Annotated in this window: 15 protein-coding genes; 12 read left to right on the forward strand and 3 right to left on the reverse strand. The window is 72.0% G+C overall.

Annotated elements, in window-relative coordinates; translation table 11 throughout:
* The first annotated feature begins 166 nt into the window (after positions 1–166).
* Entirely contained in the window at positions 167–559 is a 393-nt protein-coding gene (locus ACLQ2T_RS15535) for a nuclear transport factor 2 family protein (protein WP_425766835.1), read from the forward strand.
* A gap of 170 nt (positions 560–729) precedes the next feature.
* Here ACLQ2T_RS15535 and ACLQ2T_RS15540 read toward each other — a convergent pair whose 3' ends face one another.
* Entirely contained in the window at positions 730–2,283 is a 1,554-nt protein-coding gene (locus tag ACLQ2T_RS15540) for a glycoside hydrolase family 43 protein (protein ID WP_425766836.1), read from the reverse strand.
* 47 nt (positions 2,284–2,330) lie between these two features.
* Positions 2,331–2,867, reverse strand: a complete 537-nt coding sequence (locus tag ACLQ2T_RS15545; RefSeq protein ID WP_425766837.1) for a cupin domain-containing protein — start codon at positions 2,865–2,867, stop codon at positions 2,331–2,333.
* Between the two features lie 279 nt (positions 2,868–3,146).
* On the opposite strand from ACLQ2T_RS15545, the gene ACLQ2T_RS15550 reads away from it, so the two are divergent.
* The 11 genes from ACLQ2T_RS15550 to ACLQ2T_RS15600 all read left to right on the forward strand — a co-directional run bounded on the left by ACLQ2T_RS15550 (position 3,147) and on the right by ACLQ2T_RS15600 (position 13,981).
* A complete protein-coding gene (locus ACLQ2T_RS15550) occupies positions 3,147–4,751 on the forward strand; it encodes an ABC transporter substrate-binding protein (RefSeq protein WP_425766838.1) in 1,605 nt (534 codons plus the stop codon).
* Between the two features lie 12 nt (positions 4,752–4,763).
* The gene (locus ACLQ2T_RS15555) at positions 4,764–5,855 is read left to right on the forward strand and encodes an ABC transporter permease (protein WP_425766839.1); all 1,092 of its coding nucleotides are present in this window, start codon (positions 4,764–4,766) and stop codon (positions 5,853–5,855) included.
* On the forward strand, positions 5,852–6,769 hold the full coding sequence (locus tag ACLQ2T_RS15560) for an ABC transporter permease (RefSeq protein ID WP_425766840.1): 918 nt from the start codon (positions 5,852–5,854) through the stop codon (positions 6,767–6,769). Before ACLQ2T_RS15555 ends, ACLQ2T_RS15560 begins: the two co-directional genes overlap by 4 nt.
* A 1-nt stretch (position 6,770) precedes the next feature.
* A complete protein-coding gene (locus tag ACLQ2T_RS15565) occupies positions 6,771–7,751 on the forward strand; it encodes an ABC transporter ATP-binding protein (protein WP_425766842.1) in 981 nt (326 codons plus the stop codon).
* Complete coding sequence (locus tag ACLQ2T_RS15570) at positions 7,748–8,710, forward strand: ABC transporter ATP-binding protein (protein ID WP_425766844.1); 963 nt, start codon at positions 7,748–7,750, stop codon at positions 8,708–8,710. The genes ACLQ2T_RS15565 and ACLQ2T_RS15570 overlap by 4 nt, the downstream gene beginning before the upstream one ends.
* Positions 8,711–8,720: 10 nt before the next feature.
* Positions 8,721–9,959, forward strand: coding sequence for an amidohydrolase family protein (locus ACLQ2T_RS15575; RefSeq protein WP_425766845.1), 1,239 nt, complete (start codon positions 8,721–8,723; stop codon positions 9,957–9,959).
* Positions 9,956–11,611 (forward strand): DUF885 domain-containing protein, encoded by a 1,656-nt coding sequence (locus ACLQ2T_RS15580; RefSeq protein ID WP_425766846.1) that lies wholly within the window; start codon positions 9,956–9,958, stop codon positions 11,609–11,611. The genes ACLQ2T_RS15575 and ACLQ2T_RS15580 overlap by 4 nt, the downstream gene beginning before the upstream one ends.
* Before the next feature lie 15 nt (positions 11,612–11,626).
* The gene (locus ACLQ2T_RS15585; RefSeq protein WP_425766848.1) at positions 11,627–12,001 is read left to right on the forward strand and encodes a nuclear transport factor 2 family protein; all 375 of its coding nucleotides are present in this window, start codon (positions 11,627–11,629) and stop codon (positions 11,999–12,001) included.
* A complete protein-coding gene (locus ACLQ2T_RS15590) occupies positions 11,998–12,327 on the forward strand; it encodes a TIGR04076 family protein (RefSeq protein ID WP_425766850.1) in 330 nt (109 codons plus the stop codon). The genes ACLQ2T_RS15585 and ACLQ2T_RS15590 overlap by 4 nt, the downstream gene beginning before the upstream one ends.
* Positions 12,324–13,310 (forward strand): LLM class flavin-dependent oxidoreductase, encoded by a 987-nt coding sequence (locus ACLQ2T_RS15595; RefSeq protein WP_425766851.1) that lies wholly within the window; start codon positions 12,324–12,326, stop codon positions 13,308–13,310. Before ACLQ2T_RS15590 ends, ACLQ2T_RS15595 begins: the two co-directional genes overlap by 4 nt.
* A gap of 173 nt (positions 13,311–13,483) precedes the next feature.
* A complete protein-coding gene (locus ACLQ2T_RS15600) occupies positions 13,484–13,981 on the forward strand; it encodes a DinB family protein (RefSeq protein WP_425766852.1) in 498 nt (165 codons plus the stop codon).
* A gap of 22 nt (positions 13,982–14,003) precedes the next feature.
* Here ACLQ2T_RS15600 and ACLQ2T_RS15605 read toward each other — a convergent pair whose 3' ends face one another.
* Entirely contained in the window at positions 14,004–15,491 is a 1,488-nt protein-coding gene (locus tag ACLQ2T_RS15605) for a hypothetical protein (protein WP_425766853.1), read from the reverse strand.
* Between the last annotated feature and the right edge of the window lie 136 nt (positions 15,492–15,627).

The raw sequence follows: 15,627 nt of genomic DNA on the forward strand, positions 1-15,627 counted from the left end.
GGGCCGGCCCCCGCGGGCTGATCCACCCCCCCCCCGGGCGGGGGCGGGGGGGGGCCCCCCCCCCCGCCCGACGCCTTTTCGGCGATACGGCGGCCATCCACCCGCTCGGATACCGCCAGCGCGCCGAAACGGCATCGACCAGGCGAGGGGTGGCAGGCTGGCAGGCATGGACAGGGAGCAGGTGACCGGCTGGATCGCGGCCTACGAGCGGGCCTGGCGTACGCCGGGAACGGAGATGCTCGCCACGATCTTCACCGAGCAGGCGAGCTACCGGCAGGGGCCGTACCGGGAGCCGGTGGTCGGTCTGCCGGCGATAACCCGGATGTGGGAAGCCGAGCGGGACGGCCCGGACGAGGTGTTCCAGATGACCAGCGAGGTCGTCGCGGTCGAGGGCGACACCGCGGTGGCGCGACTGGAGGTCCGATACGGCGACCCGGTCGACCAGGAGTACCGCGATCTGTGGATCATGCGGTTCGCCGAGGACGGGCGGTGCGCCTCCTTCGAGGAGTGGCCCTTCTGGCCGCCGAAGCCGACCGCTGCCCGTCCGACCGACAGCTGACCGGAACCCGGCGACGCGACCGATCACCGCTGCCTCCGGGCAAGGGCACCCGATGCGGGGCCCGGCGGACGCTCCACCCGGCCGCCCGCCGAGCAGCCCTCGACCCGCGCCGGCACCGCGAGCGCCCCTCCGACCCAGGGGCAGGAGGGCCGCTCGCGGGTACGCGTCGGTCAGGAATGCGGGCGGTAGTCGAACCAGTCGAAGGCCGCGCTGCCCTCGGTGACGTAGAGGCCGAACACCCGACCGGTGAAACCGGCGGCGACCTCGGTGGACAGGTAGCGGCCGTCGAGTTCGGCGAGCACGACCGGCCCGGTGTCGGTCAGCACCTCGAAGCTGACCGTGTCGCAGGCGGCCGGGCGTACCCCGAAGGGGGCGCCGGGGGCCGTCACCTGGTCGGCGGCGGTCACCGTCGGCGGGAGCAGGTCGTCGGTACGGGTGTCGATGGTCAGGGTGACCGGGCCGGCCGGCACCGACAGCTCACCGAAGACCTGCCGGAACGGCCCGACGCGGCCGACTACCTGCACCAGCCCGTCGGCGACCTCGATGTCGTAGTGGTGCGCCTCGTCGATGCGCAACGTCAGTCCGGCCCGACCCGCACCAGGGTCGACGTGCACGCTGGCCCGGCAGTCGTGGTGCTGCTGTCGACGGGCCACCAGGGTGGCCCCGGACCGGTCCAGGGTCGTACCGGTGGCGTGCAGGGTCAGCCAGCCGGGCCGCTCGGTCAGCGACCAGCTCTCCTTCGGCCGCTCCCGCAGCGAGATCCACTCCGGCGTGAGCGCCTCGGTGGCGTCGAAGTCGTCCCGGTAGGCACCCGGGTCGCGGGGCGCGGCCAGGGCGGGTGGGCTGCCGGCCGGGGCGCTCATGGTCTCCTCCACCGGGTCCACCACCGGCCAGCCGTCCACCCAGCGCACCGGCACCAGGAAGGTCTCCCGGCCGAGCACGTGGTACGGCGGCCACTGGCCCTTGGCCCGGATGCCCAGCAGCACCATCCACCAGCTGCCGTCGGTGGCCTGCACCAGGTCGGCGTGGCCGGTGGCCTGCACCAGCCGGTCTGTGCTGCGGTGGGTCAGGAACGGGTTGACCGGGCCGGGCTCGAAGGGGCCCCGGATGCTGCGTGAGCGGGCGATCGAGACGGCGTGCCCGGTGTGCGTACCTCCCTCGGAGACCAGCAGATACCACCAGTCGCCGATCCGGTACAGGTGGGGGGCCTCCGGGTACTGCCCGCCGGTGCCCGACCACATCGGCACCGGGCCCTCCAGCACCGTGCCGGTCTCCGGGTCGATCCGGTACGACTCGACCCCGGAGACGGTCAACCAGCAGTCCCCGTTGTCGTCCCAGGTCAGCGAGGGATCGATGTGCGGCACGTCGAGATGGACCGGCTCGGACCAGGGTCCGGCCGGGTCGGTGGCGGTGACCAGCAGGTGGCGGCCGGTGGTGACGTTGGTGGTGACCATGTAGAAGCGGCCGTCGTGGTGGCGGATGGTCGGGGCGTAGATGCCGGCGGAGGCGTGCGTGTCCGGTGGTAGTTCCAGCTGGCTGGGACGGTCCAGCACGTTGCCGATCTGCCGCCAGTTCACCAGGTCCCGGCTGTGGAAGATCGGTACGCCGGGGAAGTACTCGAAGCTGGAGCAGACCAGGTAGTAGTCCTCGCCCACCCGGCACACGCTGGGATCGGGGTGGAAGCCGGGTACGACGGGGTTGCCGAAGGTGGCGGAATCGGTCATGTGCATCGATGCTAGGCGGCACGGTGCACGACTCGTACCCCCGGTCTTCAGGGGTTGGGTGGAGTGACCGCGATGATCAGGTGGGCCGGCTCGTCGCTGGCGTTGCGGTAGAGGTGGGCCAGGCGGGAGTCGAAGGTGACCGCCTCCCCGGCGGCCAGGAGATGCTTCTCCCCGCCGATCTCGGCGACCACCTCCCCGGCGATCACGATCGCGCACTCGGTGGAGGGGTGGGCCCAGGGCTCGGCCGAACTGGCGTCGCCCGGGGCCAGGTAGGCCTGAAGCACCTCCAGGTCCCCCCGTCCCGGGGTCAGCCGTTCGTAGGTGATCTGGCCGGGGGGAGCGGTCAGTCGGCTACGGGTGCCGGCGCGGCTCAGGTGCACCGCGGGGGCCTCGGGTTCGGAGAACAGTTCGGCGATCGAGGTGTCGAAGACCTGGGCGAGTTTACGCAGTGTGGCCAGGCTGGGGTCGGTCGCGCCGTTCTCGATCTGGCTGAGCAGCGCGGGGGACACCTCGGCGGCTGTGGCGAGCTGACGCAGCGTGAGGGAGTGCTGCTGTCGGAGGTCGCGGAGCCGGTCACCGAGCATCTAGAACCTCGATCCGATAACAGTGTGGCTGAAGTTGTTTGACCAAGCTATACAGCCTGTCTAGGGTGGTCAAACAACAACCGGGCAATGTTTGGTGTAGGTAGACACGCCTCGTTCGGGCAGGAACCGGACGAACGCGAGTCCAGCTACATCCAACCCTGAGACGACGTTCCTGAAAACCCGAGACACCGCGACCGGCGACACCGGCGTCACGTCCCAGGTCGTTGACAATTCGCGGCCCACGCTGAGCGGACCGCGCCGTACGAAGGTAGGAACAGCATGTCGGTGTTCCCCCGCCGGCTTCGCGTCGGAGCATCCGCTCTGGCGGCGCTGGCCATCATCTCCACCACCGCCTGCACGGCCGGCGGTGGCGGAAACGCTACTGGTGGCGGCGCGGCCACCCTCACCGTCAACACCTCGTTCGTCCTCAAGACCCTCGACCCGGGTCGGGTGTACGAGGCCACCGGCCTGACCGCGGTGCACGCCCTCTACGACACCCTGCTCACCTTCGAGGGCTCGGACGTCGGCAAGCCGGTCCCCGCCCTGGCCGAGTCGTACGAGGTGTCCCCGGACGCCAAGACCTTCACCTTCAAGCTGCGTCAGGGGGTGAAGTTCTCCGACGGCAGCCCGCTCACCGCCGACGACGTGGTGTTCTCGCTCAACCGGCTGAAGAACCTCAAGGCCAGCCCGGCGGTCACCGTCAGCGAGCTGAGTGTCAGCAAGACCGACGACAGCACCGTCGTGGTCACCTCGGCGACTCCCAACCCCAACGTGCCGGTGGTGCTGTCGATGCCCTCCACCGCCGTGATCAACGCCGAGGTCGCCCAGCAGAACGGCGCCAAGGACGGCGAGGACGCCGCGCAGGGCGACACCGCCCAGCAGTACCTGGACACCAACTCCATCGGCAGCGGCCCCTACCTGCTCAAGTCGTACGAGCCGGAGTCCCAGGTGGTGCTGGAGGCCAACCCCGACTACTGGGGTGCCAAGCCGAAGTACGACCGGGTCGTGCTGCGCAACATGGACGTGCAGACCCAGAAGCTGACCATGCAGCGCGCCGAGGCCAACGAGATCTCCCTGGACATCTCCGGCCGGCTGCTCGACGGACTGCCGGACACTCTCCAGACCTCCGGGGTGCAGGACACCGTCTACTTCCTGTTCCTCAACGCCGACCCGGCCGTCTCCGCGGTGACCGCCGACCCGAAGTTCAACCAGGCCCTGCGGGCCGCCATCGACTACCAGGGCATCGCCGCCCTCTACGGCACCGGCGCCGCACCGGGCGCCGGTCTGGTCGCCCCCGCCTTCCCGGGCGCGCTGCCCGAGGGCGAGGCGTCGACCCGGGACCTGGCCAAGGCCAAGGCGCTGCTGGCCGAGGCGGGCCTGACCAACCCCAAGGTCAAGTTCAGCTACCCGGCCATCACCTACAAGGGGGTGGACCTGGGCACGGTGGCCACCAAGGTGCAGGGCGACGCCGCCGAGGCCGGCATCACCCTGGAGCTGAACCCGCAGCCGCTGACCACCTTCCTGGACGAGATGCGCGCCGGGAAGATGCCGATGGGCTTCACCCCGCAGAGCCTGAACTACCCGGTCGCCGACTCCCTGATCAACAACATGGCGCCCGGACAGCCCACCGCCCTGCGGTCCGGCTGGACGGTGGAGCGGGCCGACCCGGCGGTCGTGGCCGCCGGCAAGAAGGTCACCGAGACCCTCGACCTGGCCCAGCGGGCCACCGCGATGCAGGAATGGCAGCGACTGATGAACCAGTCCTCCCCGTACATCGTGCTGGCCAGTAACTCCTCCACGGTGGTGGCCACGGCCGACCTGACCGGTGCGGACTACACCGCGGCCGGCTGGCAGGTCGACGTCGCCGCGGTCGGCCGCAAGTAGCCGGCAGCACCGATGACGACAGTTCAGGACGGCGAGCCGGGCGCGGTCACCACGACCGCGTCCCGGCCCCGGCCGGGCCGCGCGTACCCGCTGCTGGTCTTCCTGGCCAAGCGGCTGGCGATCACCGCCGGCCTGCTGCTGGGGGTCACCGTGGTGACCTTCGGGCTGGTCAACGTGGTGCCCGGTGACCCGGTCACGGCGAACCTGTCCGACCAGGCCCTCAACGACCCGGCCACGGTGGCCGCCTTCCGCGAGAAGTGGGGCCTGGACCAGCCGCTCTGGGCGCAGTACTTCCAGTACCTGGGCAACCTGCTCACCGGTGACCTGGGCATCTCCCAGCAGACCGGCCGCTCCGTCCTGGACGACCTGGTGCGGTACGTGCCGGCGACCATGGAACTGGCCATCCCCACCATGCTGCTGGCGTTGCTGATCGGCACCGGCGTCGGCATGCTCGCCGCGGTCCGCAACGGCCGGTTCACCGACCAGTTGGTCCGGGTGGGGTCCCTGCTGGGCCTGTCCACCCCGCCGTTCTGGCTGTCGCTCGTCGTGCTCTACGTCTTCTTCTACAAGCTCGGCCTGGCCCCCAGCGGGGGAAGGCTGTCCACCGCGTTCAGCCCACCGCCCACCGTCACCGGCATGTACACCGTCGACGCGGTCCTGGCCGGGCAGTGGGACGTGGCCTGGGACGCCGCCCAGCACCTGGTCCTGCCGGTGCTGGTGCTGACCTCCCTGACGGTGGCGCTGCTGGTGCGCTTCGTCCGCTCCGCCATGCTGGAGGTGCTCCAGCAGGACTACATCCGCGCCGCGTACGCCAAGGGTCTGCCGACCCGGGTGGTGTTGCGTCGGCACCTGCTGCGCGCCGGCCTGGTGCCGGTGGTCACCGTCTCCGGCCTGGCCTTCGCCTCCCTGCTGTCCGGCACCGTGCTGGTGGAGAGCATCTTCGGCTGGCCCGGCCTGGGCCAGTACGCCTACCGCAGCGCCACCGCCCTGGACCTGCCCTCGATCCTCGGCGTCAGCCTCTTCGTGGCGCTGGTCTACACCCTGGTCAACCTGACCGTCGACCTGCTGTACGGCCTCATCGACCCGAGGATCCGGCTGTCATGACCACGATCGCACCGGACCCGGTGGCCCCGGACCCCAAGGTGGAGCGGGCCCTGAACCGACGCCGCTGGCTGGGCCGGCTGCGCGGGGGGTCGACCACCCGGCCGATCTGGCGGCAACCCATCGCCCTGGTGGCCCTGATCATCCTCGGCGGATGGCTGCTGGTGGCGCTGTTCGCCCCGCTGATCGCCCCCTACGACCCGCTGGCCCAGAGCCCGCAGGCGTACGCGCCACCCTCGGCGACCCACTGGTTCGGCACCGACTCCCTGGGTCGGGACATCCTCAGCCGGGTGATCCACGGCGCCCGGTTGTCCATCCCCCTGGCCCTGGCCATCGTCTGCCTGGCCCTGCTGATCGGCGGCCTGCTCGGGCTGCTCGCCGGCTACCTCGGCCGGTTCGTCGACGAGGCGCTGATGCGCCTGACCGACCTGGTCTTCGCCTTCCCCCAGATCATCCTCGCGATGGCGGTCACCGCCGCGTTCGGCCCGAACACCCGCAACGCCGTCCTCGCCCTGGTCATCGTCTCCTGGCCGGTCTACGCTCGGGTCATCCGCAGCGCCGTGCTGAGCATGCGCGGCGACGACTACCTCAACGCCGCCCGACTGCTCGGTGTCGGGCCGGTCAAGGCCCTGCGCCGCGACGTACTGCCCAACAGCATCGGTCCGGCGATCGTGCTGGCCACCCTGGAACTCGGCAACGCGGTGCTGCTGCTGGCGGCGCTCTCCTTCCTCGGCCTCGGGCCCCGACCACCGGCCGCCGAGTGGGGCTCGATGGTCGCCCTCGGCTCCCAGGACCTGTCGATGTGGTGGGTCAGCGTCTTCCCCGGCCTGGCCATCCTCACCGTCGTGATGGCCTTCAACGTACTCGGCGACGCACTACGCGACCGGCTGGATCCCCGCTACGCGAAGGGACGCTGAGATGGCGCCGCTGCTCGACGTCGACTCCCTCGCCGTCACCCTGCCCGGCCCGCGCGGCCCACTGCCGATCCTGCACGACGTGTCGTTGACCGTCGAGGAGGGCGAACTGGTCGGCATCGCGGGGGAGAGCGGCTGCGGCAAGAGCCTCACCGCGCAGACTCTGCTGGGTCTGCTGCCGGCCGGCGCCACGGTCAGCGGGTCCGCCCGGTTCGCCGGCACCGACCTGCTCGGCCTGGACCAGCGCGGCTGGCAGCGGGTCCGGGGCGCCGGCATCGCCATGGTCTTCCAGGACCCCACCGCGGCCCTGCACCCGATGCTCACCATCGGTCGGCAGCTCACCGAACACATGCGGGTGCACCTGCGGATGGACCGCCGGGCCGCGAACCGGCGGGCGGTGGAGCTGCTCGACCAGGTCCGCATCCCCGACCCGGAACGGGCCCTGCGTTCCTACCCCCACCAGTTCTCCGGCGGTATGCGGCAACGGGCGGCCATCGCCATCGCCCTGGCCGCCCGACCTCGGCTGCTGATCGCCGACGAACCCACCACCGCCCTCGACGTCACCGTGCAGGCCGGCATCCTCACCCTGCTGGACCGGCTGCGCGCCGAGACCGGCCTGGCCGTCGCCTTCATCACCCACGACCTGGGGGTGCTCAGCGCGTTGACCACTCGGGGCTACGTGTTCTACGCCGGGCGGGTGGTGGAGACCGGCCCGACCGGGGCCCTGCTCACCGCACCCACCCACCCGTACACTGCGGCGCTGCTCGGCGCCCGCCCGCACGGTACCCAGGCCGTCGGTACCCTGCGGCCCATCCCGGGCGGCCCACCGGCACCCGGCCAGGCCCCGCCGGGCTGCCCGTTCCAACCCCGCTGCGGGTACGCCGAACCCGCCTGCGGCAGTACCGCACCGCCCCTGGCCCCGGCCGGCGAGCACCGGTCGGTGGCCTGCGTGGTCCGCCCACACCTGGAGGTGGCAGCGAGATGAGCAGCCTGCTGCGGATCAGTCAGGTGCAGGTGGAGTACCGCGCCCGGGGCGGTGGGCGGGTCCAGGCGGTCGCCGGGGTCGACCTTCAGGTGGCACCCGGCCAGATCGTCGGCCTGGTCGGCGAATCCGGCTGCGGCAAGTCCTCGCTGGCCCGGGTGGCGGTCGGGCTGACCCCGCCGAGCGCCGGGGAGGTCAGCTTCGCCAGCCGCCCGATCACCCCGCTGGGTTGGCGGCGCAGACCGGAGACCGAGATCGGCCTCCAGATGGTCTTCCAGAACCCGTACGCCTCCCTCAACCCCCGGCGTACCATCGGCGCCCAACTGCGCGACGGCATCCCGGCGACGGTCACCGGCGCGGCCCGCGAGGCGCGGGTGACCGAACTGCTCGACCGGGTCGGTATGCCCGCCGAGGCCGCCGACCGCTACCCGCACCAGTTCTCCGGCGGGCAACGGCAACGACTGGCCATCGCCCGGGCCCTGGCCCCGCAACCCCGCATGATCATCGCGGACGAGCCGGTGACCGCCCTGGACGCCTCCTCCCAGGCCCAGGTGGTCAACCTGCTGGTCGGGCTGGTCCGGGAACTCGACATGGGCATGCTGTTCATCTCCCACGACCTGGCCCTGGTCCACGAGATCGCCGACGTCACCGCGGTGATGTACCTGGGCCGGATCGTGGAGACCGCACCCACCCGGGACCTGTGGCGCGACCCCCGCCACCCCTATACCCGGGCCCTCATCGACGCGGTGCCGCAGATCGGCCCCACCCCTCGGCTGCCCGCCACCCTCGCCGGAGAGGTACCAGACCCGGCCAACGCACCCACCGGCTGCCGGTTCCGGCCCCGCTGCGCCCACGCCTTCGCCCCCTGCGGTGACCAGCCACCCCACCTCGACCTCGGCGGACGCAGCGCCGCCTGCTGGCTCAACGACCCCACCACGGTCCCGACCGTGGCCGCCCACTGAGGACGCCGCCATGCATCACGCAACCGAACAGGTCCTGGTCAACCTAGCCCTCTACGACGGCATCGACGGCCACCTCCAGTCCGACCGGGGCGTCTGGATCGGCGCCGACGGGATGATCCGGGCCGTCGGTCCGGTCGACGAGGTGCTCGCCGGGGCCGGCGACGCCCGGGTGGTCGACCTCGGCGGTGACGTGGTGATGCCCGGCCTGACCAACATGCACGTGCACCTCTCCCTCGGTCTGCCCGGTCACCTGGCCGACCAGGTGCACCGGTCCAACCTGGCCGAACTGGTGCTGCTGATGGCCGACTCGGCGCGGCGCACCCTGCACGCCGGGGTGACCACCGTCCGACTGGTCGGCGAGGGCCGCTACGCCGACTTCGCGCTGCGCAAGGGCATCGAGGCCGGCGCGGTGGACGGTCCCCGGATCTTCACCGCCGGGCACGCGCTGTGCTGCACCGGGGGCCACGGCTGGGAGGCCGACGCCCTGGAGGCCGACGGCGCGGACGGCTTCCGGCAGCTCACCCGGGCCCAGATCCGGGCCGGCGCCGACCTGATCAAGGTGTGCATCTCCGGCGGCATCGCCGGCCAGTACGAGGCCATCGACACCCCGCAACTGCTCGACGACGAGATGGCCGCCGTCATCCAGGTGGCCCACGACTGGGGGCGCAAGGTCACCGCGCACGCCGGACCGGCCGACACCGTACGCCGGGCGGTCCAACTGGGCCTGGACTGCGTCGAGCACGGCTACGAGCTGACCGACGAGGTCACCCGGCTGATGGCCGAACGTGACGTCTGGTACGTCCCGACCATCGTGGTCAGCCGCTGCGAACAGTTCTTCCGTGACTCCGGAGTGCCCGGCTGGCTGATGGAGCGGGCCCTGGGCGCCGGCCCCCGCCACTGGGAGAGCCTGCAACACGCCATCCGCAACGGGGTGCCGATCGCCCTGGGCAGCGACATGCCGCCGCACGCCGACTACGACGAGACCAGCGCCACCGTGCGGGAGTTGGAGTTCATGGTGGAGGCCGGGATGCCGGTGGCGGACGCCCTGAAGGCCGCCACCATCCGCCCCGCCCAGTGGCTCGACGCCGACGACCGACTGGGCAGCCTCACCGCCGGGAAACACGCCGACCTGCTGGTGCTGCGCGACGACCCGACCCGGTCGGTGTCCGCCCTGCGTACCCTGCACCTGGTCATGAAGGGCGGGGTCGTCTACCGCGACGACCACGGTCGCACCCGGACATCCCGATGACCGGGGTCGGTGCGGTCGCCGACGACTACCTCGCCGCGCTGGCGCAGCTGGACCCGCAGGCCGCCGAGGCGGCCGGGGGCACTCCGGACTCGCAGTTGGCCGACCTCTCCCCGGAGGCCTTCGAGGCCCGCGCGGCGCTGGCCCGGCGGACCGCCACCGCGCTGACCACGGCGACCGCCCAGGATCCGGCGCAGCGGGCCCTGGCCGGTGCCCTGGCCGAGCGGCTGGCCAGCGAGATCGCCCTGCACGAGGCCGGGTTCACCACCCGGCTGCTGGCCCCCCTGGCCACCCCGGTCCACCTGGCCCGGCAGGTCTTCGACAACCTGCCCCGGCGCACCGCCGACGACTGGACCGCCGTCGCCGCCCACCTGCACCGGCTGCCCACCACCCTGGACCAGTACGCCGCCACCCTGCGCCACTCCGCCCAGCGCGGTCACCTGGCCGCCCGACGGCAGGTGCGGGTGGTCGCCGAGCAGTGTGCAAGCTGGACCGCCACAGACTTCTACGGCCGCCTGGTCGCCGGCTACCCCGGCGGCCCGCTCGCCGACCGGCTCGGCGAAGGGGCCCGGCTGGCCACCGCCGCCACCGAGGGGTTCACCGCCTTCCTGCGCACCGAACTGGCCCCGATGGCCTCCGATGTGGACGGTGTCGGCCGGGAGCTGTACGAGGTCACCTCCCGCGCCTTCCTCGGCGCCACGGTCGACCTCGACGAGCTGTACGCGTACGGCTGGGATGAGCTGGCGCGCACCGAGGCCGAGCTGTACGCCGCGGCGGCCGACTGCGGCTACCCGGACCCGGTCACGGCCCGCACCGCGCTGGATGCCGACCCCGCCGGGCGGGTACCGGTCGGACCGACGCTGGAGCAGTGGCTGCGCAAGCGCACCGCCCTGCTCACCGACCAGCTCGACGGCACCCACTTCGACATCCCGGCGGCCACCCGCCAGGTCGAGTGCCGGATCAGCCCGGCCGCCTCCGGCGTCATGTACTACACCCCGCCGGACGCCCACCTGACCCGCCCGGGTGCGATCTGGTGGTCCGTGCCCCCGGGTGAGTCGAGCGTGCCGGTGTGGCGGCATGTCGGGACCCTCTGCCACGAAGGGTTGCCCGGTCACCACCTGCAACACGCCATCACCCTGACCACCGCCGAGCTGCACCCCTGGCAGCGCCACCTGTGTCAGGTGCACGGGTACGCCGAGGGCTGGGCCCACTACGCCGAACGCCTCGCCGACGAACTGGGTCTCTTCGCCGGCCCCGGTGAACGCCTCGGCATGCTCGACGGGCAGATGTGGCGGGCCGCCCGGGTCGTCATCGACCTCGGTCTGCACCTCGACCTGCCGATCCCGGCCGGCAACGGATTCACCGACGCCGACCGGTGGACCCCGGCCGTGGCCGTGGACCTGCTGACCCGGGTCGCCGGGCTGGACCCCGCGACCGCCCGCTTCGAGGTCGACCGGTACCTGGGCTGGCCGGCCCAGGCCCTGGCCTTCAAGGTCGGGGCCCGGTTGTGGCAGCAGACCCGCCGGGACGCCGAACGCCGCGCCGGCGCCGCCTTCGACCGCAGACGGTTCCACCACACCGCCCTGGCGCTCGGGCCGATGGGCCTGGACCCCCTGCGCGCCCGCCTGGCCGAGACCCTGCCCCCTGCGACCTGAGCCGGAAGTGACCCGATGAGCATCGACGAACTGACCAGCACCATCAGCGACATGTACCGGTCCCTGGGCGACCGGCCCGCCTTCGACGCCCACCTGCACCCCGACCTGACCGTCTGGGAATCCGACGCGGACGACCTGCTGACCGGCTTGGCCGCCCTGGACGACCTGCGGGACTCCCGGGCCGCCGCCACCACCGGCCCCGCCCCGGTGAGCGTGGCACCCGAGCAGGTGCACGCCGAGAGCTGGGGCGACACCGGCCTGGTCCGCTACCTGCTGCGGGCCCGCTTCGGCGACGACCGCCCGGACACCTGCTTCCGGGTCACCGACGTCCTGCGCCGCGACCACACCGGCTGGCGCATCGTGCACCACCACGCGGAGGCGATCCAATGAGCACCGAGGAAGAACCCACCACCCAGGTGTACGACCTGCGGGTCGTGGTCGAACGGATCGAGGGCCGCTCGGTGTGCGGCATGAAGGTCGGCGACCACATCGACCTGACCGAATCCAGCCGGCTGAGCATCCCCGCAGGCCAACACTTCTGCATGTACGCGCTGGCCGCCTGCCTGCCGTTGCTGCCCGCCAAGCAGCGGGCCCTGGCCGAGGGGGACTGGATGGCCCAGGACAGCCACGTGGCCTGCCCGGACCCCGAGGAGCGGCTCATCATGCGCATCGAACGCACCGCCCTGCGGCAGATCCCCACCGAGGAGTTGACGTGACCGGCGAACACCTGGTCGGCATCGGCCTGCAGTCGGACAAGTCCGCCGACGAGTACGCCGAACTCGCCGAGTTGACCGAGCGGCACGGCTTCGACGTGCTGTCGGTCTTCGGTGACCTGATGTACCAGCCGCCGATCTTCCCGCTGCTGGTGGCCGCCCGGCACACCCGTCGGATCCGGCTCGGCGCGGCCTGCCTCAACCCGTTCACCCTGCACCCGGTGGAGGTCGCGGGTCAGGTCGCCGCCCTGGACCTGGCCTCGCACGGCCGGGCCTACCTGGGCCTGGCCCGGGGCACCTGGTTGCAGGAGGTCGGGGTGACACAGGCCCGGCCGCTGCGGCGCATCGCCGAGACGGTGCAGATCGTCCGGCGGCTGCTGGCCGGCGACGACGGCGGTTTCCAGGGTCGGGAGTTCACCCTGGCCCCGGGCACCGGCCTGCGCTACACCCCGGCCCGGCCGGACGTGCCGGTGCTGGTCGGCACCTGGGGGCAGCAGACCGCCCGGTCCGCCGCCGGATACGCCGGCGAGGTCAAGGTCGGCGGCTCGGCGAACCCGGCCATGGCCAAGACGATGCGCGCCTGGCTGGACGAGGCGGCCGGTCACCGCACCGGGGTGGTGCTGGGTGCGGTGACCGTGGTCGACCTGGACGGGGAACTGGCCCGGCGGGTGGCCCGTACCGAGGTGGCCATGTATCTCGCGGTGGTCGCCGCCCTGGACCCCACCGTCGAGGTGGATCCGGAACTGCTGGCCCGGATCCAGGAGCATGTGGCCCGCCGGGAGGACGCCGAGGCCGGTGCCCTGATCGGTGACGACCTGCTCGACCTGTTCGCCTTCTCCGGCACCCCCGAACAGGTGGCCGCCCAGGCCGCCGCGGTCTTCGACGCCGGGGCGAGCCGCGTCGAGTTCGGCACCCCGCACGGGCTCACCCCCCGCACCGGGATCGACCTGCTCGGCCGGCGGGTGCTGCCCCTGCTGCGCGGCTGACCCACCCCCTCCCTCCCTCCCACCCGCGCTCCCGCAGGCCGCCGATCTTGCAGTTCTGGTCGTCGATTCGCGGCTTTTAACCTGACTCTCGGCGACCAAAACTGCAAGATCTGTGCTTGGGGGTGGGGTGGTGTTCCTTGTTGTTGGGTGGGGTGGTTTGGGATGCTTCGTGCATGGCATCTCCGTTACCGACGTCCATGGACGACATCCGGGACGAGCCGCTGCGGGCTCAGTTCGAGTTCTTTCTCGATCAGCACCGCGCCGCGCTGAACGCCTGCCTGGATGGGCTGACCGAGGAGCAGGCCCGCCGGTCGCTGGTGTCCTCTCGCACGACCCTGCTGGGCCTGGTCAAGCATGCGACCTTCGTGGAGAAGGTCTGGTTCGACGAGGCCGTCAACTGCCGGTCGCGGGACGAGATCGGCATCCCCGCCACACCGGACGAGTCCTTCATCCTGGACGACTCCGACACCATCGCCGACATCCAGCGAGAACACCGGGAGACCTGCATGCGGTCCCGCCGAGCGACGGCCCCGCTCGACCTGGACGACCTGGTGTACGGCAACCGACGCGGCCCGCTGCCGCTGCGCTGGGTGTACCTGCATGTGCTGCGGGAGTTGGCCCAGCACTGTGGGCACGCGGACATCCTGCGGGAGCAGATCCTGGCCGAGTGAACGGCGCAAAGCGGTCCGTGGGTCAGCGGCGCAGGGCGTACAGACCGCGCCAGGGTGCGCCACCACCCCACATCATGAACCCGACGACGAGCGCCAGCAGGTAGCCGGCCCCGACCGGACCAGCCAGCAGCCAACTGCCGCCGACCAGGAGCAGCAGGGGTTTCAGGTACCGGCCCAGCGGCTCGGCGGAACCGATCCGGTGGCGCTCGACCGGGCTCAGTTCGTAGTTGCCGGGCGGATGAGGACGGGCGGTGCTCGCCGGCCACAGCCGCCCCACCCCGGCCACGTCGACCAGGTACATGCGCCGCAACCCGGGGCAGCGGCGCAGCTCGACCGTCAGCGGCACCTCCGCACCACTGTCGGTCAGCCGGCGCAACAGCCGACGGTCCCAGACGATCCGCTGGTACCAGGTGCGGTTCCCCTCCTGAAGCTCAAGCCAGAAGGCGGTCGGCTCGGTACCCCAGCGTAGTTGCGCCTGCCGGACCCGGGCCACCGCCGGTCGGCCGCGCCGCAGGCAGCCGAGCGCCCAGCGCCCCAGCCGCCACCCCCATGCCGAGGCCAGCAGCAACCCGGGCAGCAGCACCAACTGGATGAGCACCGCCCGCCAGCGCGGCTCGAGCTCGAAGAACTCGGGATACTCCGGCAGGACCTCCCCCGGCCGGCTCGGGTCGTACCGCACCGGCACCTGACCGCCCTCCGGATAGCTGTCCGGGTCCACGGGCTTCCACCGCACCCGCCATTCGACTCCGGCGGTGTCGGGGTACGCGACCTCGATCCGGTCCTCCGCGCCGAGTCGGGCCGCGGTGACCGTGCCCAGGGCGTACGCGGTCAGCGGCGCCTCCCGCCGGCGCTCCACCTCCGCAAGGTGCCACACCATGCCGGCGCTGGCCAGCCCCAGCAGCAGCCAGCTGATCAGGACCTTCCCGAGGGCCAGGTTCGCCCGCTTCGGTGTGTCGAGGGTGGATGCCGGAGTCGGTGCTGCGGTCACCGGGGTCGACGGCTGGAAGACGTGTTTCCACTCCTCCAGGAACGCGCGGGCCCGTGCGGCCATCGCCGCGTGCTCGGGATCGACCGTGGGTGGCCTAGCCACCTCCACCTTGGGCCGCAGGACGGACCGCAGGTGGTAGAGGCCGATCCCGAGGAAGCTGATCGTGGCCCCGGTCGCCCACATCCAGGTCCGGTCCTCGGTGTGCAGGTTGCCCGCCGAAGGGCTGCTGAGCCGGCCGGTCACGGTCGTACCGGCCTGGATGGGGCTGGAGGGACGATCCCGCAGGGTCACCGCGTCGCGGCGAACGGCACCGTCGTCGGAGACGAACGGCCCGGAGCAGGTCCACTGTGGCCCATCGTCGGTGTCGGCGTACAGGCAGTCCTCGACGGTCACCGTACCGGCCACTCCGCCGTGGGCCGCCCGGAACGAGTCGATCGCCAGCACGGCCATCCAGATCGCGCACCCGAAGACGACCGCCACGAAGGAGAGCAGCAACCACTGGTGCAGCCCGAATTCGCGCATCCGGCGCAACGGCCCTCCCGATCGTCGTACCCGGCACCGTGACGATGATCGACACTGTAGGTGACCCCGGCGAGCAGGTTCCAGACCGTGACCGGGCTTCAAGGCGGTGGCCGGGCCCCGGGCGGTGATCGGGTTC

This window comes from Micromonospora sp. DT229, assembly GCF_049844505.1.
Classification (GTDB): Bacteria; Actinomycetota; Actinomycetes; order Mycobacteriales; family Micromonosporaceae; genus Micromonospora.